Raw genomic sequence first — 22,632 nt, 5'->3', positions numbered from 1 at the left:
ACTCAGGCGTTCGGTGCGGCGATCTTGTCCATCGGCACGGCCTGGGCGGTGACAACCGTCCCCGGACCGACCTTCTGGACGCCATCGACGACGACGTGTTCGCCGGCTTTCAGGCCAGACTTGACGACACGGAGATTGCCGACCGGCGCGCCTAAGGTGACCTCGCGGTACGAGACCTTTTTGTCGGTCCCGACGACGTAAACGAAACGCTTGTCCTGGTCGGTGCCGATGGCCAGTTCCGATACCAAGAGCGCCGGCTTGGTCACCGCCGCGCCCATATGGACGCGAACGAACTGGCCAGGGATCAGCTTGCCATCGGCGTTCGAAAACACGGCGCGGGCTTTCAAAGTCCCCGAGCCATTGTCGAACTGGTTGTCGATCAACTGAAGCTTGCCTTCGATCGGCGCCTCCCCCGGCGTGCCGGTTTCCAGCTTGACCGGGATCTGGTCGATCTGGGCGCGATTGGCGACGCGCAAGTCTTCCAGCGTCTGGTTGACGATGGCCTCATCGGCGTCGAAGCTGGCATAGATCGGGCTGACCGAGACAAGCGTCGTCAGGGTCTGGGCCTGCGGGCCCGAAGCGACGAGGTTGCCGACGGTCACTTCGATGCGGCCGACGCGGCCGGAGACCGGAGCGCGGACCTGGGTGTAGCTGAGGTTCAGATTGCTGATCTGAAGCTCGGCGCGGGCGGCTTCAAGCTGCGCCTGGGCGGCCTTCAGCTCATTGTCGCGGGCTTCGACATCGGCGCGGGAAATGGCCTGGTCGTCCCACAGGCGCTGGGCGCGTTCCTGATTGGAACGGGCGAGCGTCAGGCGGGCTTCGGCTGAAGACACACTGGCCTTGGCGCGGTTGACTTCGGCCAGGTACGGCGCCGGATCGATGGTCACCAGCAGATCGCCAGTGTGCACCAGGGCCCCTTCGCGGAAGTGGATGGCTTTCACGGCGCCGGCGACGCGCGGGCGGATTTCGACGCGCTCGACGGCTTCCAGGTGGCCGGAAAAGTCCGTCCAGCTTTCGACATTCTGTTCGGAGACGGTGGCGACCGAGACCGGCACGGCCTGGGCGGCAGCCTGGCTTTCGGCCTTGGGGGCAAAAGCGATGGTGGCGATCGCGCCGGCGCCGATCACGGAGACGGCGGCGAAAGCGAGCAGGGTTTGACGGCGCGCCCGATGGACGGACGCGAGGATTTCGGTGGGCAGCATGACAGCATTCCTTCGGGGAGAAAGGGTACGCGGAACTGACGGGCCTTGCGGTTCTGCCGCGAGGCCCTATTTAGTGCGAACTCGCAAATAAATAATCGCCGCCTGACGTTTTGTAAACACATTTTTATGCGACATCGCAAATAAATCTGCTAAACTGTCAGGACGGCGCGCAATCCGAAAATGGCGACCCGGTTTTCGGATCAATTGCGTGCCAAAGATTATCGGTATTCGCGTAGCCTTCGGCGGTCCGCAAAAAGCAGACTTTTCATGCGCCATGAACGGCGCTACTCTGATGATAACAAGGACAGGATAGCTGACTTCCTGCCAGAAAGTGTCACCAGCCTGCGGTGCGTAGCAGGCGCGTAGGAAATGCCATGTATCACGCCAAGGCCGACCTGAAGTTCGACAGCCATGAAATCTGTCCCGGCCATGCCATGGATCCTGCTGCCTGTTCCGGCAAGCGCCGGGGCCGGCCGCGCGCCTTCGATCCGGACGCCGTGCTGGAAAAAGTGCTGAAAATGTTCTGGGAGCGCGGCTTTGCCGCTACTTCGCTTGACGATATCGCGCTGGCCACCGGCGTCAGCCGTCCCAGTCTGGCGGCAGCCTTCGGCGATAAGCAGGCCCTCTATATCAAGGCCATGGAGCGTTACCAGGATGGCATCAAGGCGCAGCTGGACAATGTCCTGACCTGCGACGGCACCTGCACCTGTCTGCGCGACATCATCAACCGCTATTTCGACGTGGTGATCGGCGCCTATACGGGCGAGCGCGAACATCCACTCGGCTGTGCCTTCATGTGCACGGCGCTCAATGAGGCGCCGCAGCACGAATCGATCCTGGAAATGCTGCAGGGCACTATCGAGAGCTTCGACCGCCGGTTCGAGGCCTTCTTCACCAAGGCCCGCGACAAGGGCTTTTTGCGCACCGACGCCGATCCCATGGTCCTGACCCAGATGATCAGCGGCCTGACGTCGAATCTTTTGGTGCGCGCGCGCGCCGGCGCCGGCCGAGACGAGCTGCGCAAGATCGCCTACGGCACCACGGCCTTCCTTTTCGGTTAGGGGGCAGCCAGCGTTGGCACGGTGACGCTTGAGCCCATTTCGAACGCCTTGGACGTGATGAAGGGCGCATAGACCATATAGTTGTAGGTCCAGGTGACGCGCTTGAGGTGCTGCGTCTGCGTCACTGTTTCATCCGTAATGGCGATGCGCAGGTTCGTGACCGGCACATTGACCAGCTTCGATACGACCGCCGTTTTGAACGTACTGGCGGTAGTGTTGGGATCGAACATCAGCAGACGCGACGATTCCTGGATGGCGTGGCGGACGGCCGCGCCGCAATAGAGCGCGTAGCCGAGATTGAATACGCCGAATACCATGGCAATGAAGACGGGCGCGACGATGGCGAATTCCAGCGCCGTCGCGCCGCGCCTGTTCCGCGTCAGACGCCGCAATAAACGCCTCATCTGATGCGGACATCCTGTTCGGCGTGAAGCGTGGTGTCACCGAACCAGCCGTCATAGGTGTCGGTGGCGGCGATCTTGACATAGGCCAGGGGCACGCTCTGGTCACCGCACAGCGTCGAACAGGTCGCGGGCGCCGCCGCGCAGAAACAGTCCTTGCTGGTCGTGACGGTGCCCTGCTCCGACCGTCCCGCCCACGAAGACAGGCCGATCTGGCGCGCGGTCGACAGGTCCGAGCCGCCGCTCATGATGTACTGGGCGCTGCTGCTCAGGCCCGAATGCATGGCGTTGTTGCGCAGCAGAAAGCTGGCGCCGTCGCTGATGCCCGCCAAGGTCGCCAGCAGCAGGGGCGCGATGATGGCGAATTCGACCAGGGCGGCGCCATTGCGGTCTCGTCGGAAGTCGGCGATCGCGCGACGGAAGGAGACCGGTGCCGGTGTCTTTGCGTTTTTCATCTTGTCACTCCGCGAGTTTAACCACCCCGCCGACGGGGATAGGGTTCATGCCGTGTGCGCTGCAATCGGCGGCCAGGTTTGAATTGCCGCTCCATTCGACCATGCGCGCGACCAGTTGCGTGCAGCCGTTGGCGCCCTGGAAATTGCCGATGTAGGATACGACCTGGTTGGGAAAGTAGACGGCGCCGGTCATGACCGAGGCCGCATTGCCGTTGAGGGTGATCGCCGTATTGGCGGCGTTGGCGCGGCTGCCGAAGAACAGCATGCCGGCATAGGTCCCGCTGGTCGGCGGGGACAGGTTCAGCGTGGCATTGCCGTTGAAGGCGATCTGCGCATTGTTCTTGAGCACGAAAGTCACGCCTGAGCCCGTCAGCGCCGCATTGCCGTTGGCCTTGAAGGTGCCGCCTTCGATGATGTAGGTGCCGGGCTTGAATGTGACGGAGCCATTAATGCTCAGCCCGTTGCAGTAGCGGCCCGGCTGCAGCGTGTTGCCGTTGGAATTGTTGCAGTTGCCGGTGGAGGCCGGTTCCGGGACGTTACGAAAAGGGTCGGCGACCGGCGGCAGCTGCGTCATGGCCGCCTCGCACCCGGTCAGGCTGACCGGCGCGTTGAGCGCGACGTCGCCCGTGGCCATCAGGCACGGTACCGTCAGCCTGGTGGCGCCCTGGGTATAGATCGACTGGCCAGAAATCGAATTCGACATGACGTTGCAGCCGACCAGGGTGATGGTTGAGCTGCCCGAGAAATAGGCGGCCTGGGCGGCGCTGGGGTCGAGCGCGATGATGCAGGCATTGGCCGCCGTCGTATAGGTCGCCACGGCCCGCGCCTTGACGACGACCGGGCTGCTGTCGAACAGCTGGGTAAAATAGCGCGGCTCCGTCCGCGTCAGCAGGATTTCCGCGGAATGGTCGTTCTGATGCGTGCCTGAGGTCGGCGGGCTGTTGAGGACCAAGGTGTCCCGCCCGGCGTCGAAGCCATTTTCGTTGGCCACGATCCGGGCCGCCGACAGCATGACGATGCTGTCCTGGCCGGCGCGCTGCTCGATCCCTGCGGCGAAGGCGGCGGTATCGGCGATCTGCTGCAGCCGCATGTCGTCGTAATACCAGACGCCGATTTCGACGCCGAAGGCGGCACCCGCGATGACCAGCGGCATGCTGAACGCGAACAGGGTCGATACGCTGCCTGACCTGTTGGACGCAAATGAACGCAAAGATCCGTACCCGGAACGAAACATGATAACCCCCAGCCCGAGGTTTCCTAACGTCACCCATTAATAGGACCTTGCAATTTCCTAATCGTGAAAGGACCTTGTTAATAAACAGGGCCGCCATCTTAACCATGCCCAGGGCGCTTCGGTCTGAAAGAAGTGATATTTTACCGTGCCTTATCCGGAGGCCTGCCCCATGGACCTTTGGCGTCACTTGGCTTAGACTCGTTAACGCGGGCAGATCATCCGGGAAGGTCATTTGCGGTACGGAACAGACCATAAGCAGCGCACGCGCGTCCGGCTTCTGACCGAGGCCGCGATGTTTTTGCGCGAAAGCGGCCCTGACGGTCTGTCGGTCGCCACGCTGATGAAGCGCCAGGGGCTGACCCACGGCGGCTTCTATGCGCACTTTGAATCCAAGGACGACCTGATCGAACAAGCCATCGAGGTGATGTTTGACAAGACGTGCGAGCGTTTCGCGCTGCGGACGCGTGGGCTTGCGCCGCATCAGGCGCTGATGGCCTATATCGAGCACTATCTGTCGATGCCGCACGTCAACCGGCCGGGGCAGGGCTGTCCGGTGCCGGCATGCGGCGGCGATGTGGCGCGGCTGGGCGCATCGGCGCGACGCCGGTTCGAAGCGGGGCTTGGCCGTTTGCAGGCGCTGATCGGCGGGCAGTTCGAAATGATGGGCCTTGGCCCCGATGAGGCCTATACGCAAGCCGTGGTGCTCTTAAGCGAACTGGCCGGCGCCGTCGTCATGGCGCGCGCGGTCAAGTCATCCGAAGCGCAGAAGCACATTACCGAAAACGCCCGTCAGACGATCATCGCGCGCCTTGAGCGGTCGATTGCCACGCGTGCGGATGAGGTTGAAGTGCATCACACTTCGCCGGAAGCGCCGGGTCGTCTGATATAGTCAGTTGCCTGCGTTCGGCGTAACCTTCTTCGCAACGCGCGTCTTTTCCGCGTCGACATAGCCGCGCATTTCGCGTTCGAACGTCGTCAGCGGCACCGAGCCCATGTTCAGGATCGTGTCGTGGAAGGTGCGCTGGTCGAAGTCAGCGCCCAGTTCCTTTTCTGCCAGGCTACGCATCTCGCGCATCTTCAACTCGCCGATCTTGTAGGCCAGGGCCTGGCCTGGCCAGGCGATATAGCGGTCGACCTCGTTTTCAATATCGAGCTGCGCCAGCGCCGTATTGTCCTTCAGGTAGTCGATGGCCTGCTGGCGCGTCCAGCCCTGGGTGTGCAGGCCGGTGTCGATGGCCAGCCTTGCCGCACGCCACATCTCGAATGTCTGGCGGCCGAATTCTTCGTACGGCGTCTCATAGATGCCCATCTTGGTACCTAGCCATTCGGTGTACAACCCCCAGCCTTCGCCATAGCCGGAAAAGCCGGTATAGCGGCGGAATTCCGGCCGTGGCGGGGCTTCCAGGGCGGCGGCGGCCTGATAGGAATGGCCCGGCGTACACTCATGCAGGGTCAGGGCCGGCAGGTTGTACAGCGGCCGCGACTCCAGCGCATAGGTGTTCATCAGGCAGGAATCGAGCCCGCCGCGCCCCGACGTGTAGATCGGCGCCACCGCGTCCGGCACCGGCAGGATGGCATGGCGATAGCGCGGCAGGACGGCGAAGAAGTCCTTGAGCTTGCCGTCGGCCTTCTTCGAGACATAGGCCGAATAGGACAGCAGTTCGCGCGGTGTCTTGGCGTAGAATTGCGGATCGGTGCGCATGAAGACGAGGAATTCGGCGAACGTACCCTTGAAGCCGGAGTCGCGCATGGTCTTTTCCATGTCGGCGCGAATGCGGGTCACTTCCTTGAGGCCCAGTTGGTGGATCTCCTCGGGCGTCATGTCGAGCGTGACGAATTCCTGGATGCGCGCCTTATAGAAGGCCTTGCCGTTCGGCAGCGACCAGGCGGCGAAATCGCGCCGCGCCCTGGGCTGGTATTCGGTGCGGAAGAAGGTCAGGAGCCTGGTGTATTCCGGCGCCACCACGTCGCGGATGACGGTCCTGGCCTCGGCCTTCAAGGCGGCGGCCTCGTCGGCCGGAATGGTCTCCGGCATCTGGGCAAAGGCGTCGTAGAAGGGGTTGGTCTCGTCCGCCTTTGTGTAGGGCTCCATCGTCTTGTCGCGGCCGACGGTCGACACATAGGGCACGGTATAGCCGCGCTTGAGGCCGGCCTTCATATTGACCGTCTGCTCGGCGAAATAGCGCCGGATGTCGCGCAGGCGGCCCAGATAGTTGCGGTACTCCTCGGCCGTGCGATAGGGCGTGCGCGGATTGAAGGTCCAGAAGAAGCTGTCGGAATTGAACGGTGCCTCATAGGTCTTGAAGCGGATATTGTTGGCCTGGGTGGTGAGCGAGGCGCGGAAGACCTCGGCATTAATGCGTTCGTCGTGCGACAGCTGATCGACCGGGATCTGGTCCAGCATCTTCAGCGCCTTGTCCCAATAGGCCAGCCGGCGGGCATAGGTTTCGGGCGTCACGCTCGGCAAGGTCGGGCCGTCGGCGCCCCGGCCCGGGATTGAGCGGCCGAACTCGGCCTGGCGCCACGCCCATTCGGCTTCATAAAGCGCTTTCAGGTTGGCGTCGGCCGACACGCCGGCCTGGACGGCGGGCGGGGAAACCGGCACGGTCTGCGCCGACGCCATGACCGGCAGAATCGATACGCTGCACACAAGACCCAGAAGCACCGAAACCCGAACCGCACGTGTCATCGCATCACCTCTTGTTTTTCGCTGGCCAACATTCTGTATACGATATACGTATAACGCAGAAAAGTCCGTCGCACATATTTCATTGAGGCGCCCCATGAACCCGAAATCGTGCCTGAGCCTTATGGCGGCCCTGCTGGCGATGGCCACACCGCTGAGCGCCGCCGCCGCGCCGCAGGTCAAGGACGGCGACGTCACCTTGCGCAACTTCACATTCGCCACCGGCGAAAGCCTGCCCGACCTGCGCATGCATTACCGCACGCTGGGCACGCCGAAGCGCGATGCCTCAGGCCGCATCACCAATTCCGTCATGATCCTGCACGGCACGGGCGGGTCCGGTGCGCAGTTCCTGGCGCCGCAGTTCGCCGACGAACTTTATGGCCCGGGTCAGCCGCTCGATGTGACGCAATATTTCATCATCCTGCCGGACAATATCGGCCATGGCGCTTCGTCCAAGCCATCCGACGGTCTGCGCATGGCCTTTCCGAAATACGACTATGCCGACATGGTCGAAGCCCAGCGGCAGATGCTTAAAACAGCCTTCGGCATCGAGCGCCTGCGCCTGATCTTCGGCACGTCTATGGGCTGCATGCACATCTTCGTCTGGGCCGAAGCGCATCCAGACTTTGCCGACGCCCTGATGCCGATGGCCTGCCAGCCGGTCGAAATCGCCGGCCGCAATCGCATGTGGCGCGTCGTCGCCATGGATGCTATCCGCGCCGATCCGGCCTGGCAGGGCGGTAATTACACGACCCCGCCGGTGCAGGGCCTGCGCACGGCTGCGGCCCTTTCGGTCATGGCCGGCAGCGCGCCGGAATATTTCCAGGCGCAGTATCCGACGCGCGCAGCCGCCGAAGCCAATGTCCGCGAACGCATCGCCAAGGACATCGCCTCACGCGACGCCAACGACTTCCTCTATCAGTTCGATTCGTCGCGGACCTATAATCCGCTGCCGGGCCTGGAAAAGATCACCGCGCCGACCATGTGGATCAACTCGGCCGACGACTTTATCAACCCGCCGGAACTGAAAATCCCCGAGACGGTCCTGCCGCGCCTGAAAACCGTGACCTACCGGCTTATTCCGTCCTCGCCCGACACGCGAGGCCACGGCACGCACACGTGGGCGAAGTTCTGGAAGGCTGATCTGGTGCGGTTGTTGAGGGAGTCAGAGCGGAAGTAGGGGCAATTGATAACCTGTCCCCCGAGATCTACGTACCCTTCAAGTCCTGCCACCGCTGGTTGCCGGTGTGGCGCATGCACTTGACATGATAGTCAAAAAATATATCCGTTAGCTCTTGGGGGTGCGGATGGCCGAATCTTGCTTTAATTTTATACCGGGTGGTCAGCAGAATCTGAACGCTGATGCGATCGCGGATATTGTGTTCGTCCACGGGATAACTGGAGACGCAACGGGCACTTGGACCCACTCAAACAATGAATTCTGGCCGTCATGGATCGCTGCGGATTTCCCTGAGTGTAACGTCTATTCAATAGGATATAATTCTGCGCTCTTCATCGATTTGATAAAAGGTGACGGCGCTTCGCTAAACGATCAAGCGAGCATGATGCTTGATAGGTTGGTAAGCAGAGAAAAATTTGAGAGACCAGTTGTGTTTATTTGCCACAGCTTAGGTGGGCTCATTGTCAAACAGCTTATCCGGTCGTCAGAGGGGGCAACCAATGCCAAAAAGCGGACGATCTGTGACTGCGTAAAGGGTATCGCGTTTATCGCCACACCTCATCAAGGCGCCCAACTGGCCAGCATTGTAAATGCCATAGGTGGCGTGGTTACATCTAAGGCTCTTAAAAATCTGCAATATGCTTCAGACCCGCTTCTAGACCTTGGTTCTTGGTTCTCTGGATACGCGGTGAAGAAAAAGATTCCTATATCTGGATATTATGAGACGCAGAAATACAAAGCTGCACTTGTGGTCGATAAAGTGAGCGCGAACCCAAATATATTGGGATGCGATATCACGGCTGTAGATGAAGATCATGTCTCTATAAGTAAGATTTCCTCAAGAGAAAAGTTACTGTTTGTCTCCATATCTGCTTTTCTTAGAGATGCGTTGGATGGGATAAAAGCCGGTCATAGCGCCCAAGCCGCCATCGATACAGACCTCAATGATGCCTACACCGCCTTCACTACTCAAGCAAACTCTGATCGCCAGAGTTTGTCTGAAAAGCTTATTAAGGGAGATCGCGTTAGTGAAGTAAGTCGTGCTGAAAGGCAGAAGGAATCGTTTAGCAAACTCCTGAATAGGAATATTGCGCAGCCGGCTGCTGTTCAAATGTATGCTAGGCTAATGTCAAATATCGAAACTCGATTTAATCGGTTTGTAGTGACGGCGATTGCTTCGGGAGTTGATAGGTCAACTGTAGATCAGATAATTCAAGATCAGGTAATTGATCAAACGGTGAAATCTCATTTTACCGTTGGGGAGACGTTATCCGTCTCCACAGTCGAAAGTGCTATGTATTACTTAGGGGGCAACTGTCACCTGAGGTGGGACAATGGCTAATCTTCGGGCGTGGCATTCTTCACGTGATGCGTATCATTGCTCGTTCAGGCTGGTTCGTCTTTCGGAAGCGAGCAAAGGTAAAGACATCGAAGTTGAACGCCTGCGTGTAATGGATATGATGCTCCTATTTCCAAGTTTGCTACATAGAATTTCCATGCCGCGGCCGCTACTAAATACCTTCAAAGAGCTAGGCATTCCGAAGGCGGAGGATATTTTCATAAATTTGCCAGGGATTCCTTCTGTATTCCAAGAGCTACGGCTCTATCAAAACTCGGCACTAGGCCAATTGCGTGCCAAGGGCATGATTTCTACATCAGTTGAAAATGGAATTATTCAGATTGATCGCAAAAATGTTCCCGAAGATTTGTACAAACGCGCAGCGGTTCGAAACCAGACTGACGGCGGTTTAACAACTTTTCTTACTGGCCCATTCGCGGCAATCCCTCTGCGCGGTACGGACAACCTGTACAAGCGTGTTGGCCTACCGAAAAGGTCGATTCTTCCATGATTTCTCGGTTAAAGCTCTGCCGCCTTTCTATTCATAGAGGTAAGCATACGCTCTATGATGAGAAATTCCACGATGGCGTCAACATAATCCATGGTGACAACGGGGCGGGTAAAAGTACTATTGCTGACTTTATATATTTCGCTCTCGGTGGTGATCTGACTGATTGGCGGAAAGTTGTAAGGGAAGGTGACTTCGTAGTTGCCGAGATACAAGCGAGAAGCTCATATCTTACGATTCGGCGAGATGTAACCACAGCTCACAATCAGCCGATGCAGATTTTCTTTGGCTCTTATGATCAGGCAATAGCTGGCGACTTCCGTCAGTTTGAAGCGTTTCCGTACAGGAGGCCAGAGGGAAGTGGTTATAGCTTCAGTCAAATACTATTTCGAGCGATTGGTATACCCGAAGCAATATCGGATGGTGTGAGCAACGTGACGATGCATCAATTGCTTCGTGTTCTTTACTCAGATCAACTAACGCCAATTCAGAGAATTTTTCAGGTGGAGTCCTTTGATACTTGGCAAATACGCCAAGCTGTCGGACACGTGCTCTGTGGAATTGGCGGATACGATCTGTTTGCCCTTCAACTGTTTCTAAGAAATCTTACCAAGGAACACGATGAGGTTTCCGCACAATTGAAGGGTGTGGTTTCCATCGCAAGCGGTTACGGAGAGAAGGTTCTCATCGAGCAAATAACGAGCGCTATTGAAGCGAAAAACGCGGAGCGCGAAGGGCTTGTTATTCAGGCGGCTACATTGCTGGAGGGTGCCGGGCAGCGAGCGGCAGCAGCGGAAATTGATGAGGTGCTAAAAAAGCAAGCAAAGGAATATTCTGTCGTTCGTCGTAAAGTCGCTGAACTTGATGACAGGCTCAAAACCTTGTCATTTGAAATAGAAGATAGCGATCTATTTATAAGCCATCTGGGGCAGTCGATAATAGATTTTGACGATGCTAGTGCAACCTTTTCGGCATTTGGAGCGGTGCGTTTTGAATTCTGTCCTTCGTGTTTTGGCCCTGTCAAAGGCCACCATTGCGAAGGTGTTGAAGAAGAAAGTGCAGCAGCCCAAGGGTGTTATCTTTGCGGCGGCGATGTGCGCGCTGAGCGCGACGAAACGCGTGCGCTCGCGGTCAAGCTTGATTTAGAAATGCAGTTAACGGAGTCGCTTGCTCTGCAAGCGGAGCGGCAGCGTGAGTTGGCGCAAGTTGAGGTCGAAATTTCTGCACAGAGAGCTAAATTAAGGTCTATTCAAAGGGCTGGAGACATTAACCGCCTTGAATATTCTACTCGCTTTGACGTGGCGCTATCTGAGATAAATCGAAAAATCGGCTTTATCGAAAGTGAGCTTCACCAGCTTCGCCGTCGACATGATCTTGCGACTGAGATAGATGCGCTTTCAAAAAGAAAGGCTGCATTAAATGAGCAAATTACGGGAATAAAAAATCAAATTTCTGCCACCGAAAATGCGCAAGATTCTAGGAAGCGAATTGCTTACACTAAAATTTCGACCTTGACTGAAGGTCTAATTCGAAAGGATTTGCCAGAGCATAGCGATTTTGGTGATTTTAAATCTTTTTCTTTCAGCTTTGCGGCGGACTGGATGGCTATTGATGGGGACAAAAATAGGGTCGGGAGCGCAAGTGGAATGGTTATACTTAAGAATAGCTTCTTGTTTGCTCTTTTCTTAGCTTCATTGAGCGACAAGGCATTTGCTTTACCTCGCTTCATGTTAATGGACAACATAGAGGATAAGGGGATGGTGGCTGAAAGGTCCTGGAATTTCCAGCGCCTAATTATTGAAAAATGTGAAGAATCTGATGTGCCGCATCAAATTATATTTTCCACATCCAAGATCGCGCCTGAACTTGAAGGGTCAAAATATGTAGTTGGCGGAAAATACACTAAGGTTGATCAGAGTCTGAAGCTTAATAAGGCAAAATAGAAGGCTATGCTCGGACACTTAGTTAAGTGTAGAGTGCTTAAAGCGGATCAGCGCAACTCATCTCAGTGCCACGCAGAAGTTTTATCAAACCTTTCGAGCTAAGCGCGACTGCGTGCCGCCGCTCATGCGGCGAGCCTGCGCAGCAACGGAGCGCACAAAAAACGTGATATTTTTGCAAGCCGCTTTGAATTTATAAAAATCTGAAAAATTTGGATTTTGCGCTTGTCGCGTCATCGCATTATATTATGCATGTCATATAACTCAGATGATGACCGTCATCTCATTGTGTGGCCCGATAAAAAACATAAGCCATCGGAACTTCAGGGAGACTACATAGCGCATTCGTCTGGCTCACGCCGGGCACGCGGGGCGGGCAGACAGCCTGACCAGATACGCCACAGGCAGGCGTACCGCACAAAGCCTGTAACAAAAAACAAAGAGCATTCGCAGCCACAGTCAAAGCCGGGCGGCCGTCATCCGCCATCGAGCTGGCCGAAGTCTCCATAAGCCAAGTGTTGGAAGAGCAAGAAAATCACCGTCTCGCGACAGGGCCCTTCGTCCTGCGCGCTTCGGTGCAACGACAATGATGCCACCAACACCAGTCCGCGGGAATCGGACTGAACATGGAGAGAAATATGCGAAACACCCGTTTCATCAGCGGCCGAATGCGAGATCGGAATGATTTCAAAGGAAATCAATCCGATCTAGGTCTTTGCTTTGGCGCGATATTTAAGTCGAAAACCGCTGACACTTTTCGACATATCGCTTTGAAAGGAAGCGTGTCCCTCATGGCGCTGGCGGCCGTGACGGTTGCCGGAGCCGTGCAGGCTCAGGACGCTGCGCCGACTGAAGACGACGCCGTCGTTGTCGTCGGCGTCCGCAAGGCGCTCAAGACCGCCCAGGACATCAAGAAGAACGCCGACACCCACGTCGATTCGATCACCGCCACCGATATCGGCGCCTTCCCGGACAAGTCGGTCGCCGAAGCTTTGCAGCGCGTGCCGGGCATCACCGTGTCGCGCTTCCAGTCGTCGGACGACTCGACGCACTTTTCGGCCGAGCCGGCCCAGGTCCTGATCCGCGGCCTGACCTTTGTACGCACCGAACTGAACGGCCGTGACGTGTTCACTGCCGACGGCGGGCGCGGGCTGAACTTCAACGACGTGTCACCGGAACTGATGGCCGGCGTCGACAGCTACAAGAACCTGACGGCGGAAATGATCGAAGGCGGCATCGCCGGCTCGGTCAACCTGCGCACCCGTCTGCCGTTCGACAGCAAGGGCCAGGTCATCGGCCTGTCGGCCAAGGCCAACTATGGCGACCGTTCGGAAGAAACGACCTACGAGTTTTCGGGCATCTACACCAACCGCTGGCAGACCGAAGCCGGTGAGTGGGGCGTCATGCTCAACTACGCCCAGGGTCACGTCCTGACGCAGACCGAAGGCGTGGTCGGTCAGCGTATCGGCGCCTTCTGCTCGGCCGGTTTCGGCACGACGGCGGCTGCCAATGTCAATGCCGACGGCACCGTTGCCTGTACGGCAAACCCCTATGGCGGCACGGGCTGGGTCTACATGCCCCGCCAGGTCAATTTCAGCCAGGTCGAATATGACCGCGACCGTCGCGGTATCGCGGCGGCGCTGCAATGGCAGAACAACGCCAAGACGGTGCAATTCTCGCTGCAATATAACGACACCTATTACAAGAACGCCTGGAAGGAGCGCTCGACCAATGTCGGCTTCTTCGACCTGTGGGCGGCGCCGGCCTTCTCGCCGCAGACGACCGCCGTTATCGCGCCGGCCGACGGCACGCCGGCCTTTGTGTTCGGCGCCGACGGCATGCTCGATTCCGGCACGCTGACCGCGCCGTCGGGTGGCTGGGGTGGCTCGACTGCCGCGGCGATCGACATCGGTTCGGCCGTTCCGGGCCTGCCGTTCGTCAACTACTGCGGCGGTGGCGGCTGTAGCTCGACGCGTCAGGGCACCGGCATTTCCAACGAGTCGCGCATCTTCGACCACGAAGAAGGCACCCGCGATATCGCTGCCAACCTGAAGTGGGAAATCACCGAAAAGTTGCGCGCCAATTTCGACGTCCAGTATGTGACGGCCGAGACCAACAACTATGACATCCTGGTCGCCGCCAACACGCTGGCCAACGTCAAGTACTCGACCAATGGCGACGGTACGCCGGAGATCGACCTGCTGCCGGGCACCAATGTCAACTACGCGGCGGGCGGCCTGTCCAACCCGCACAACTGGTACATCCCGTTCATCCAGGATCACGTCGAAGACAATGACGCGACCCAGCTGTCGGTTCGCGCCGATGCCGAATACCGCTTCGAGGAAACGGGCTGGCTGAACTCGCTGAAGGTCGGCGTGCGTCATGCCGAACGCGACCAGAAGGTCCGCTATTCGGCCTATAACTGGTCGCCGGTCATCCAGCCGTGGAACGCCTGTAACGGGCCTGCCTTCAACCTGGATAACACGACGCCGGCGCCGTACACCTGTAATGCCGGCCAGACCTTCCAGGGCTATGGCAAGGATATGTGGGTGTCGGAGCCCTTCCGCGACGGCTTCTATAACGGCGATGTCTTCAACCCCGGCGCCCTGCCGTGGCTGTCGAATGACGTCCTGGCCGACCGTTCGCGTCACATCAACGGTCTGTCGGGCGCCAAGACCAACACGCCTCTGAAGTGGACGCCGATCTGCGACCGTCCGGGCAATACCGAAGGTTGCTACAACGACTCCGAAATGCTCGACGTCTCGGAAACGACGACGGCGGCCTATGCCATGCTGCGCTTCGGCAACTCGGACACGACGCTGTTCGGCAAGCGCGTGAACGGCAATATCGGCGTGCGCTACGTCCAGACCAAGGTCGAAAGCAATGGCGGCGTGGCCTTCAACAACCCGAACTGGTACGCCACGTTGGCACCGTGTTCGACGCCGACCGGCCCGTCTAACCTGCTGAACGTCTCGTGTTACCTGACCGATGCCATCAAGAACTTCAGCGGCGGTCCGGCCGTCAAGAGCAGCTTCGGCGCGACGCATGAAAACTGGCTGCCCAGCTTCAATATCCGCTTTGAAGTGGCTGATGACCAGTACATCCGCTTCGGGGCGTCGCGCGCCTTGTCACGTCCGGATTTCGGCCAGCTGCGGAACTATGTGGCGATCCAGGCGCCGGCGATCAACACCTCGCCGAACTCGCCGTTCATCGTCTGGAACGATCCGAACGGGCCCAAGACCGCCGCGAACGTGAAGGGCTATAACTTCGTGTTCAATGCCGACTCGGGCAACGCTTCGATCAAGCCGGTGACGGCCGACCAGTTCGACCTGTCCTATGAGAACTACTTCAATGCGACGTCGTCCTTCACCTTCGATGTCTTCTACAAGAAGCTGAACGGCGACATCTCCTATGCCGAACTGCCGCGCGCGGTCACGCTCAATGGGGTGACCCAGAACGTGATCATCCGCGGTCCGGGCAACGGCAATGGCGGGGGTACGCTGAAGGGGTTCGAAGTGGCCTATCAGACCTTCTTCGACTTCCTGCCGTCGCCGTGGAACGGTCTGGGTATTCAGGCGAACTATACCCGCACCAAGCAGTCGGGCATCAACAACTCGAACCTGGCCAACCAGCCCGGTTACGCAGCCGGCGGCACGATCGCCTTCGGTGGCGGCCTGCAGGTCAACGGCGCGGTCTTCGACTCGCACCGCCTGGCCGGTATCTCGGACGAATCGTACAACATCGTCCTTCTGTATGAACACGGCCCGATCGCTTCGCGCCTGGCCTACAGCTACCGTTCGGATTTCCTGACCAACAACCTCGACTGCTGTATCGGCCTGCCGATGTACCAGAAGGGTAACGGCTTCCTCGACGCATCGCTCCGCTACAAGCTGAACGACAATGTTGAGCTGTCGTTCGATGGTTCGAACCTATTGGATACGACCACGGTCATTCAGCAGCAGGTCATGGGCGACAGCTCGGCCACGCCGGGGGCTGCGGCCGTCCGGATCGACTCGGCCTGGATCCGCAACGACCGCCGCTATCAGATCGGCGTTCGCTTCAAGTACTAAAAGTTAGCGTATCGGGCGTGCTGCTGCGGCAGCACGCCCTTTTTATTTTCAGGACATACGAACGATGAAGATCGTTATTCTGGGTGGTGGAACTGCGGGCTGGATGTGCGCCGCGTCGCTGAGCGCGTTGAGCGCGACCCGCCGGTTCAGCGTTGAGCTGGTCGAATCGGACGAGATCGGCACGGTCGGGGTCGGCGAGGCGACCCTGCCGCATATTAAGGCGTTCAACGACGGCCTCGGCATCAACGAGGCCGAGTTCATGCGCCGCACCCACGCGACGTTTAAACTGGGGATCGAATTCGCCGGCTGGGGGCGCGACGCCTATATCCATCCGTTCGGAACCTTCGGCCAGGACTGGGCCGGCATCGGTTTTCAGCACCATTGGACGCGCGCAAAGCAGGCCGGAGTGCCGGTGGCGCCGATCGAGGACTACAGTTTCGCCATTGCGGCCGCGCGTGCCGGCAAGTTTGCCTTTCCCGACACCGACCCGTCGTCGGTCAAGTCTACCTTCGCCTATGCCTACCATTTCGACGCGGCCCTCTATGCCGGCTTCATGCGCGATTTCGCGACGAAGCGCGGTGTCAGGCGCACCGAAGGCCGCGTCGTCGAGGTGCAGCAAAATGCCGAAAATGGCAATGTCACGGGGCTGAAACTGCAATCGGGCGCGGTGGTTACCGGCGACCTGTTTTTAGATTGCTCGGGCTTTGTCAGCTTGATCGCCGGCAAGACTTTGAACGGACCGTGGGAAGACTGGACGCAGTGGCTGCCGTGTGACCGCGCCTTTGCTGTGCCGACGGCGGGGACAGGTGAGATCACCCCCTACACCCGCGCGACCGCGCGCGAAGCCGGCTGGCAATGGCGCATTCCTTTGCAGCATCGCACCGGCAATGGTTACGTGTTTTCCAGCGCCTTTACCTCCGAGGACCGCGCGCGCGACGTGCTGCTGGCCAATCTCGATGGTGCGCCATTGATGGAGCCGAAATTGCTGCGCTTTCGCGCGGGGCGGCGGACGCGGTCGTGGTCGCACAATGTCGTCGCCGTGGGACTGGCTTCCGGTTTCCTGGAGCCGCTCGAATCGACCAGCATCTATCTGGTCCAGGCGGCGATCGAGACGCTCAGACACTATCTCGGCGGGCGGCCGGATGATCCGCGCGCGCAGGGCGCCTTTAATCGCTCGGTCGACACCATCTACGACAGCATCCGCGACTTCCTGATATTGCATTATCGGGCGACGGCGCGCGAAGAGCCGCTGTGGCAACATGTGCGCGATATGGCGCTGCCCGACAGCCTGCTTGGTCGGATCGAGATGTTCCGCCATCGCGGCTATATCGAGGCCTATCGCAACGGACTGTTCTCGCCGCCGTCGTGGCTGGCCGTCTATATGGGCCAGGATGTCGTGCCGACCGGATACGACCGTATGGCCGATGCCTTGCCGATGGATCTGCTGGTGGAAAAGTTGGACATGCTGCGCACCCGCATCCGTGATCAGGTTGCAGCATTGCCGACGCACGAGGCAACGCTGGCGAGCTTTGCGCCGGCGCGTATGGAGGTGGCGTAATGGTCTCTCGCGCTGTTGTTGTCGGCCGCGATGCGCCGCTGTGGCTCTCCGCACTGGCGCTTTACCGGGCCTTGAAGTCTGCCGGTGTTACGGTCGAAGTCGTGGCGCTGCCGGATCGGATGCAGGCCCAGGACGTCTATACCAGCCTGCCGGCGCTCGAAGCCTTTCACCGCCAGCTGGGCCTCGATGAGCACGCCTTGCTGCGCCAGACGCGCGGCAGTTTCAGCCTCGGCCAAAGCTTCCAGGGGTTTGCCGGCGATGACGGCGCCTTCTTCCATCCCTATGGCACCCACGGCTTTCCAATCACGACGACGGGAGCCTCCTTCCTGCATTACGTCACGCGGGCGCGCCGGCAGGGGCTGGGCGCTGCGTTTGAAGATTTCTCTCTGACCGCGGCGGCGGCCAAGCAGGGCCGTTTTATCGTGCCGGATGACGAAACCTCGGCCTTCGCCCGCAGCGATTACGGCTATCACCTGCCGGCCAAGGCCTATACTGCGGCCCTGGCCGAAGCCGTGCGCGCGGAAGGGATCGCCGTCCATCCGGCGCAACATGTAGCGGCTGAGCTGGACAGTGACGGGGAAATTGCTGCGATCAATACCGGTGCAGCAAAAATCACCGGCGACCTGTTTATCGACGCCAGCGGCAGTGATTCCGTCCTGCTGCGGGGTGTGTTGCAGGCGCCGTTCGAGTCATGGCGGCAATGGTTCCCGGGCGATCGCGTTCTGACCGCCGCCGGGCCGCGTCTGCGGATCGTGCCGCCCTATGCGCGCATTCAGGCGCTCGACAACGGGACCTTAAGCCTGATTGCTGCGCAGGACGCGACGCGCGTCAGCTATGTCTTCGACAGCCAGCGCGAGAGCGATGAGCAGGCTTTGCGGACGGCGGCGACCTCGCGCCTGACCCTGGGCAACGCCGTCGTCACCAAGCTCGAGCCCGGCCGGTCGCAGCCCTGGGTGCGCAATGTCGTGGCGATCGGCGAGGCGGCCTGCGTCTTCGATCCGATCGACAGCGTTTCGCTGCACGCCGTCCAGGTCGGCCTAGTTCATCTGCTGGGCCTGTTCCCGCGTGATAACCGCCACATGCCGGAACGCGCCGAATACAACCGCCTGATGGGCATGATGACCGCGCGCGCCCGTGACTTCCAGTTGACACACTACGCCCTCAGCCGGCGTCAATCGGTCTTCTGGCAGAAGGCACGGCTGGACGTGCCGGCGGAATTGCAAGGGCGGCTGGAAGCGTTTGCCGCCGCGGGCGAAGTGCCCTTGTTCGACGAGGACGCGTTCGACACCGACAGCTGGAATGCTGTCTTGCTGGGCCATGGCCTGTCGCCGGAAAGTTTCGATCCGTCCGCCGACCTGGCTGGCGACCAGGTGCTGATGGATCATTTCCGCCGTATATTCAGCGGCATCCGTCAGCAGGTTGAAAGCGCTCCCGGACATGACGACTATCTCGGTATCTTCTGTTCGCCCTGACAGTTTTCTCATGTTATGGTCGGCGAACAGAGCGCATAAGCGCCAGTGCCATAGGGTAGGAACAGCGTGAAACGACCGACGTCATTGGATATTGCCGCGATTACGGGGGTCTCGCAGGCCACTGTCTCGCGGGCCCTCAGCCACTCGCCCCTCGTCAATGACGAGACGCGGGAACGCATCCTCAGCGTGGCTAAACAGTTGCACTATAAAGTCGATTCCAACGCCCGCAAATTGCGGTCGAAGAAGATCCACACCATGGCCGTGCTGATCTCGGCCGATCTCGACAATCCGCAAAATCCGATCAATCCCTTCTTCCTGCCGATGATCGGTTCGATCCTGCAATATGCCGGCGAGAAGGGCTATGACATCATCACTTCGCTGCAGCAGCCGTCCGACGACTGGGGCACGGACTACGGCTTTTCACGTCGCGCCGACGGCATCATCTTCCTCGGCTGCAAGGATTTTGAGTCCTATACGCACAAGTTCGAATATCTGAACGAGGTCGGCGATCCGTGGGTGGTGTGGGGCGTCAATCGGCCCGACTGCGCGCGTTTGTGCATCGGCAGCGACAATGAGGATGGCGGGTTTAAAGCCACAGCGCATCTGGCGCGTCTGGGGCGCAAACGCATCGCCTATTTTGGCAAGTCGTCGAAAGAGCACCCTGAGTTCCGCGAACGCTATGAAGGCTATCGTCGCGCGCTTCAGGCGGCGGGGCTGGAGTATGACCCCAGGCTGCACCGCGACTGTTTCCTCGAGCGCGAAGAGGGCATGAATGAGGTCGGCCGCATGATCGAGGAGGGCGTGGAATTTGACGCTGTCTTTGCGTCGTGTGACCTGCTGGCCATGGGAGTGTTGCAGGGGTTGAACCGTCGGGGCATCCGTGTGCCGCAGGACGTGTCGGTAGTGGGTTTCGACGATCTGTGGGTGTGCAGCTCGCTGTCGCCGTCGCTGTCGACCATGCGGCAGGATACCGAGGCTGCCGCGCGGGTACTGGTCGATGGCCTGAGCAATCTCATCGAAAATGAGGATGTGCGGGATATCCGCCTTCCGGCGCAGCTGGTTGTGCGGGAATCGTGCGGTGGGCTTTCAAGGATGAACTGATAAGTCCCCTCTCCCCGCTTGCGGGGAGAGGGCTAGGGTGAGGGGCATCCAAATCTTCAAAGCGCGCCCCAGGCCTGTTGTTTACTTTGACGGGGACCAAAGGTTTTTTGGTGCTGCACCTTCATTGTCGCAATGTTTGACCACCCGAATTTGCCCCTCACCCTAACCCTCTCCCCGCAAGCGGGGAGAGGGGACTAAGGTCCTACTTCTTCGGCACAAATCGGATCGCCGTCCCGCCGCCGGGGGCCATTTTCAGCGCCAGAACGTCTTTCGCGGTGACCGTCTTGCTTTCAATCACGATGTCAAACCGCGCAGGGCCTTTCGAATCCGCCTTGTTGCCATCGCGATAGATCTGCGCCGTGTAGTTCTTCGCCGGATCTAGGAAACTCAGCGGCACATCCACTGACCGCCATTGATCGTCGCTGATCCCGCCCATATACCAGTCCTCCGAGTTACGGTCCTTGCGGGCGATGACGGCATAGTCGCCGACCTCGCCGGCCACCATGCTGCTTTCGCTCCAGTCGACCGGCACGTCCTTGATGAACTGGAAGGGCTTCGGATACTTGGCATAGTTTTCCGGCAGGTCGGCCGCCATCTGGATCGGCGAATAGAGCACGACATAAAGCGCCAGTTGCTTGGCCTGGGTCGACAGGATTTCGCGCTTGTTGCCCTCAAGGCTCAGCACGCCCGGCGTGAAGTCCATCGGCCCCGACAGCATGCGCGTGAAGACCAGGTTGGCCTCGTGCTCGGGCGCGTTCACGGGATTGCCCCAGGCGTTATATTCCTGGCCGCGCGCGCCTTCGCGCGACACCCAGTTGGGATAGGTGCGGCGCAGGCCGGTGTCCTTGATCGGCTCGTGGCTGTTGATGGCGATCTTGTATTTCGCCGCCGTCTCCAGAACCTTCGTATAGTGGCGCGACCCCTCCTGGCTGTCGGTAAAGCCGTAATGCGTCCCGCCGCCGGGTTTCGGGAACTGGGCCGCGCCACCATCGGTGACGTAGCCGGTCTTGACACTGTCGACGCCGTGGGCCGCATAGAGCTTGAAGGCGTCCTCCATCTGGGATTCGTAAAGCGCGATATTGCCGCCGGTTTCATGGTGGCCGATCAGGTGCACGCCCTTCTTCAGGCCGTAGGCGGATGCCGCCTTCAGGTCGAAATCAGGGTAGGCTTCGACGAAGGAAAAGTCCTTGCCGCTGCCGTACCACTGGCCGTCCCAGCCCTTGTTCCAGCCTTCGACCAGCACGCCGCGGAAGCCGTTCCTGGCCGCGAAATCGATATAGGCCTTGGTGTTGGCGGTGGTGGCGCCGTGCTTCGGGCCTTGTGCCCAGGTCGATTTTTCGAGGTGCATCTCCCACCAGATGCCGACGTACTTGGAGGGCTTGAACCACGACACATCGCCCAGCTTGTTGGGCTCGTTCAGGTTCAGGATCAGGTCGGAATTGTACAGCGCCGGCGCGTTGTCGGTGATGACCAGCGTCCGCCACGGCGACGGAAAGGGCGCCAGGCGCTCGACGCTGGGGCCAAATGACGCCGGCGTCAGGCGCGCCTTCAGCGTCTGCCCTTCGGTCCGGCGCAGCCACATCGAGGCGAAGTCGGTCAGCGCCGCTTCGTGGAACGAGATATAGACGCCCTTGTCGGTTTTGACGGTCAGCGGCGTGTTGGCCTGGCCGACCTCTTTCAGCGGCGTCTGGTTGTAGGAATATTCGAGATTGTTCCATTCGCCGCCCAGGTTCCACCAGGCGGTCGCATTGTCAGCAACCGTGAACTCGGTCTGCTCATCGACGATACGGACAGTCTTCAACTGGGCCTGTTCCGGGAACTCATAGCGGAAGCCGACGCCGTCCTCGAACAGGCGGAAGACAACCGTCATGCGGCGATTGTCATAGGCCTTTTGCACGACATTGACGCGCAGCTCGTTATATCTGTTGCGCACAAAACGGCGCTCACCCCAGGGCTGCTCCCAGGTCTCGTCGTGCGAGGAGGTCTGCTGGCTTTGCATCGCGAACTGGCCGTCGAGTTTCGGGCTGTCGGCCAGGATAAAGCCCAGGCGCGATGGCGCGATGACCGCCTGACCCTTGCGTTCGATGCCATAAGACAGCTTGCCCTCGACATTGACATAGACCTTCACGCTCAATGTGCTGTCGGGCGACGAGGCTTGCGCGATCACATCGTCGGCCACGGCTGGTGACACCAGGCAGATGGCGACCAGCGCTGTGGTGACGGACAGGAATCGGTAATGTGATGACAAGCGCATGTGGCCTAGGCCCCCTGTATGGCGCCGCTATTCGCGGTCAGGATTGGTGTTGCGCAACATATCTACAGTGTTAGCGTTGTCAGAAAAACCCTCAACTTGAGTATGTATACGTATTCAAATGTCTATGCATAGTTTGCATACGTATTCAGTGTTGCATGCAAAGTTCATGGC

General features: G+C 59.3%; 16 protein-coding genes. 10 read left to right on the top strand and 6 right to left on the bottom strand.

From position 1 onward, the window contains the following. Positions 1 to 2: 2 nt before the first annotated feature. A complete protein-coding gene (locus J2X24_RS09435; RefSeq protein WP_209720088.1) occupies positions 3 to 1,202 on the bottom strand; it encodes an efflux RND transporter periplasmic adaptor subunit in 1,200 nt (399 codons plus the stop codon). A 374-nt stretch (positions 1,203 to 1,576) separates the two neighbouring features. Between J2X24_RS09435 and J2X24_RS09430 the strand changes: the two genes are divergently transcribed. Continuing rightward, entirely contained in the window at positions 1,577 to 2,263 is a 687-nt protein-coding gene (locus J2X24_RS09430; protein ID WP_209720085.1) for a TetR/AcrR family transcriptional regulator, read from the top strand. Here J2X24_RS09430 and J2X24_RS09425 read toward each other — a convergent pair. The 3 genes from J2X24_RS09425 to J2X24_RS09415 are packed head-to-tail and all read right to left on the bottom strand — an operon-like array spanning position 2,260 to position 4,353. Beyond that, positions 2,260 to 2,667: a TadE family protein gene (locus tag J2X24_RS09425; protein WP_209720082.1), complete on the bottom strand. Its 408-nt coding sequence runs from the start codon at positions 2,665 to 2,667 to the stop codon at positions 2,260 to 2,262. The two genes, J2X24_RS09430 and J2X24_RS09425, sit on opposite strands and share 4 nt — an antisense overlap. Then, complete coding sequence (locus tag J2X24_RS09420) at positions 2,664 to 3,119, bottom strand: TadE/TadG family type IV pilus assembly protein (RefSeq protein ID WP_209720078.1); 456 nt, start codon at positions 3,117 to 3,119, stop codon at positions 2,664 to 2,666. The genes J2X24_RS09425 and J2X24_RS09420 overlap by 4 nt, the downstream gene beginning before the upstream one ends. A 4-nt stretch (positions 3,120 to 3,123) precedes the next feature. After that, a complete protein-coding gene (locus J2X24_RS09415) occupies positions 3,124 to 4,353 on the bottom strand; it encodes a TadE/TadG family type IV pilus assembly protein (protein ID WP_209720075.1) in 1,230 nt (409 codons plus the stop codon). Positions 4,354 to 4,585: 232 nt separating this feature from the next. On the opposite strand from J2X24_RS09415, the gene J2X24_RS09410 reads away from it, so the two are divergent. Continuing rightward, on the top strand, positions 4,586 to 5,242 hold the full coding sequence (locus J2X24_RS09410; RefSeq protein WP_209720072.1) for a TetR/AcrR family transcriptional regulator: 657 nt from the start codon (positions 4,586 to 4,588) through the stop codon (positions 5,240 to 5,242). Here J2X24_RS09410 and J2X24_RS09405 read toward each other — a convergent pair whose 3' ends face one another. Then, positions 5,243 to 7,042, bottom strand: a complete 1,800-nt coding sequence (locus J2X24_RS09405; RefSeq protein ID WP_209720069.1) for a DUF885 domain-containing protein — start codon at positions 7,040 to 7,042, stop codon at positions 5,243 to 5,245. Between the two features lie 94 nt (positions 7,043 to 7,136). Here J2X24_RS09405 and J2X24_RS09400 point away from each other — a divergent pair, with 94 nt between their 5' ends. From J2X24_RS09400 to J2X24_RS09365, 8 genes are all read left to right on the top strand, one after another. Then, positions 7,137 to 8,219 (top strand): alpha/beta fold hydrolase, encoded by a 1,083-nt coding sequence (locus J2X24_RS09400; RefSeq protein ID WP_209720066.1) that lies wholly within the window; start codon positions 7,137 to 7,139, stop codon positions 8,217 to 8,219. A 127-nt stretch (positions 8,220 to 8,346) separates the two neighbouring features. After that, positions 8,347 to 9,561 (top strand): ABC-three component system protein, encoded by a 1,215-nt coding sequence (locus J2X24_RS09395; RefSeq protein WP_209720062.1) that lies wholly within the window; start codon positions 8,347 to 8,349, stop codon positions 9,559 to 9,561. Beyond that, a complete protein-coding gene (locus J2X24_RS09390; RefSeq protein WP_209720059.1) occupies positions 9,554 to 10,069 on the top strand; it encodes an ABC-three component system middle component 5 in 516 nt (171 codons plus the stop codon). Before J2X24_RS09395 ends, J2X24_RS09390 begins: the two co-directional genes overlap by 8 nt. Next, the gene (locus J2X24_RS09385) at positions 10,066 to 12,009 is read left to right on the top strand and encodes an AAA family ATPase (protein WP_209720055.1); all 1,944 of its coding nucleotides are present in this window, start codon (positions 10,066 to 10,068) and stop codon (positions 12,007 to 12,009) included. The genes J2X24_RS09390 and J2X24_RS09385 overlap by 4 nt, the downstream gene beginning before the upstream one ends. Positions 12,010 to 12,797: 788 nt before the next feature. Further along, positions 12,798 to 16,076 (top strand): TonB-dependent receptor, encoded by a 3,279-nt coding sequence (locus tag J2X24_RS09380; RefSeq protein ID WP_245344583.1) that lies wholly within the window; start codon positions 12,798 to 12,800, stop codon positions 16,074 to 16,076. Positions 16,077 to 16,140: 64 nt separating this feature from the next. Further along, entirely contained in the window at positions 16,141 to 17,634 is a 1,494-nt protein-coding gene (locus J2X24_RS09375) for a tryptophan halogenase family protein (RefSeq protein ID WP_209720052.1), read from the top strand. Next, entirely contained in the window at positions 17,634 to 19,106 is a 1,473-nt protein-coding gene (locus J2X24_RS09370) for a tryptophan 7-halogenase (protein WP_209720049.1), read from the top strand. Before J2X24_RS09375 ends, J2X24_RS09370 begins: the two co-directional genes overlap by 1 nt. Before the next feature lie 66 nt (positions 19,107 to 19,172). Then, positions 19,173 to 20,207: a LacI family DNA-binding transcriptional regulator gene (locus tag J2X24_RS09365; RefSeq protein ID WP_209720046.1), complete on the top strand. Its 1,035-nt coding sequence runs from the start codon at positions 19,173 to 19,175 to the stop codon at positions 20,205 to 20,207. A 202-nt stretch (positions 20,208 to 20,409) separates the two neighbouring features. On the opposite strand, the gene J2X24_RS09360 is transcribed toward J2X24_RS09365, so the two are convergent. Further along, the gene (locus J2X24_RS09360; RefSeq protein WP_209720044.1) at positions 20,410 to 22,461 is read right to left on the bottom strand and encodes a glycoside hydrolase family 97 protein; all 2,052 of its coding nucleotides are present in this window, start codon (positions 22,459 to 22,461) and stop codon (positions 20,410 to 20,412) included. Between the last annotated feature and the right edge of the window lie 171 nt (positions 22,462 to 22,632).

The organism is Asticcacaulis solisilvae (assembly GCF_017875235.1).
GTDB lineage: Bacteria > Pseudomonadota > Alphaproteobacteria > Caulobacterales > Caulobacteraceae > Asticcacaulis > Asticcacaulis solisilvae_A.
This window is presented reverse-complemented; position numbering and strand designations above follow the sequence as displayed.

Excerpts from the sequence above, each read along its gene's own strand:
- J2X24_RS09420 (WP_209720078.1), bottom strand. The coding sequence starts at position 3,119 with ATGAAAAACGCAAAGACACCGGCACCGGTCTCCTTCCGTCGCGCGATC.
- J2X24_RS09370 (WP_209720049.1), top strand. The coding sequence starts at position 17,634 with ATGGTCTCTCGCGCTGTTGTTGTCGGCCGCGATGCGCCGCTGTGGCTC.
- J2X24_RS09435 (WP_209720088.1), bottom strand. The coding sequence starts at position 1,202 with ATGCTGCCCACCGAAATCCTCGCGTCCGTCCATCGGGCGCGCCGTCAA.
- J2X24_RS09415 (WP_209720075.1), bottom strand. The coding sequence starts at position 4,353 with ATGTTTCGTTCCGGGTACGGATCTTTGCGTTCATTTGCGTCCAACAGG.
- J2X24_RS09390 (WP_209720059.1), top strand. The coding sequence starts at position 9,554 with ATGGCTAATCTTCGGGCGTGGCATTCTTCACGTGATGCGTATCATTGC.
- J2X24_RS09400 (WP_209720066.1), top strand. The coding sequence starts at position 7,137 with ATGAACCCGAAATCGTGCCTGAGCCTTATGGCGGCCCTGCTGGCGATG.
- J2X24_RS09360 (WP_209720044.1), bottom strand. The coding sequence starts at position 22,461 with ATGCGCTTGTCATCACATTACCGATTCCTGTCCGTCACCACAGCGCTG.
- J2X24_RS09380 (WP_245344583.1), top strand. The coding sequence starts at position 12,798 with ATGGCGCTGGCGGCCGTGACGGTTGCCGGAGCCGTGCAGGCTCAGGAC.
- J2X24_RS09395 (WP_209720062.1), top strand. The coding sequence starts at position 8,347 with ATGGCCGAATCTTGCTTTAATTTTATACCGGGTGGTCAGCAGAATCTG.
- J2X24_RS09405 (WP_209720069.1), bottom strand. The coding sequence starts at position 7,042 with ATGACACGTGCGGTTCGGGTTTCGGTGCTTCTGGGTCTTGTGTGCAGC.
- J2X24_RS09385 (WP_209720055.1), top strand. The coding sequence starts at position 10,066 with ATGATTTCTCGGTTAAAGCTCTGCCGCCTTTCTATTCATAGAGGTAAG.
- J2X24_RS09375 (WP_209720052.1), top strand. The coding sequence starts at position 16,141 with ATGAAGATCGTTATTCTGGGTGGTGGAACTGCGGGCTGGATGTGCGCC.
- J2X24_RS09430 (WP_209720085.1), top strand. The coding sequence starts at position 1,577 with ATGTATCACGCCAAGGCCGACCTGAAGTTCGACAGCCATGAAATCTGT.
- J2X24_RS09425 (WP_209720082.1), bottom strand. The coding sequence starts at position 2,667 with ATGAGGCGTTTATTGCGGCGTCTGACGCGGAACAGGCGCGGCGCGACG.